The organism is Streptomyces sp. NPDC087906, from assembly GCF_055584925.1.
Window position 1 is genome coordinate 1 of record NZ_JBVJLC010000030.1, and the last position, 1,585, is coordinate 1,585.

The window sequence follows — 1,585 nt, forward strand, 5'->3', positions numbered from 1 at the left end:
CTCTACCCAACCACCTGTGTCGGTTTGGGGTACGGTTCCTGGTTACCTGAAGCTTAGAAGCTTTTCTTGGAAGCATGGCATCAACCACTTCGTTAACTAAAAGTTAACTCGTCATCAGCTCTCGGCCTTAAGATCCCGGATTTACCTAAGATCTCAGCCTACCACCTTAAACTTGGACAACCAACGCCAAGCTGGCCTAGCCTTCTCCGTCCCTCCATCGCAATAACCAGAAGTACAGGAATATTAACCTGTTTTCCATCGACTACGCTTTTCAGCCTCGCCTTAGGGACCGACTAACCCTGCGTCGATTAACGTTGCGCAGGAAACCTTGGTCTTTCGGCGTGGGTGTTTTTCACACCCATTGTCGTTACTCATGTCAGCATTCGCACTTCTGATACCTCCAGCAAGCTTCTCAACTCACCTTCACAGGCTTACAGAACGCTCCTCTACCGCATCACTTACGTGATACCCGTAGCTTCGGTGTATGGTTTGAGCCCCGTTACATCTTCCGCGCAGGCCGACTCGACTAGTGAGCTATTACGCTTTCTTTAAAGGGTGGCTGCTTCTAAGCCAACCTCCTAGCTGTCTAAGCCTTCCCACATCGTTTCCCACTTAACCATAACTTTGGGACCTTAGCTGACGGTCTGGGTTGTTTCCCTTTTCACGACGGACGTTAGCACCCGCCGTGTGTCTCCCATGCTCGGCACTTGTAGGTATTCGGAGTTTGCATCGGTTTGGTAAGTCGGGATGACCCCCTAGCCGAAACAGTGCTCTACCCCCTACAGTGATACATGAGGCGCTACCTAAATAGCTTTCGAGGAGAACCAGCTATCTCCGAGCTTGATTAGCCTTTCACTCCGATCCACAGGTCATCCGCTAACTTTTCAACGGTAGTCGGTTCGGTCCTCCAGTTAGTGTTACCCAACCTTCAACCTGCCCATGGATAGATCGCCCGGTTTCGGGTCTATTCCCAGCGACTAGACGCCCTATTAAGACTCGCTTTCGCTACGCCTCCCCTATTCGGTTAAGCTCGCCACTGAAAATAAGTCGCTGACCCATTATACAAAAGGTACGCAGTCACAGAACAAAGTCTGCTCCCACTGCTTGTACGCATACGGTTTCAGGATCTATTTCACTCCCCTCTCCGGGGTTCTTTTCGCCTTTCCCTCACGGTACTAGTTCACTATCGGTCAGTCAGTAGTATTTAGCCTTGGAGGATGGTCCCCCCATATTCAGACAAAGTTTCTCGTGCTCCGTCCTACTCGATTTCATGACTAAGAGATTTTCGCGTACAGGGCTATCACCCACTATGGCCGCACTTTCCAGAGCGTTCCGCTAATCTCAAAGCCACTTAAGGGCTAGTCCCCGTTCGCTCGCCACTACTAAGGGAATCTCGGTTGATTTCTTTTCCTCAGGGTACTTAGATGTTTCAGTTCCCCTGGTTCGCCTCTTGCACCTATGTATTCAGTACAAGATACCCGGCTTATGCCAGGTGGGTTTCCCCATTCAGAGATCTCCGGATCAAAGTCTGTTTGCCGACTCCCCGAAGCTTTTCGCAGGCTACCACGTCTTTCATCGCCTCTGA

The 1,585-nt window shown here is 50.6% G+C and carries 1 rRNA gene; it reads right to left on the minus strand.

The features are described 5' to 3' along the window. A 23S ribosomal RNA gene (locus ACZ63I_RS35020) occupies positions 1 to 1,585 on the minus strand; the annotation flags it as partial.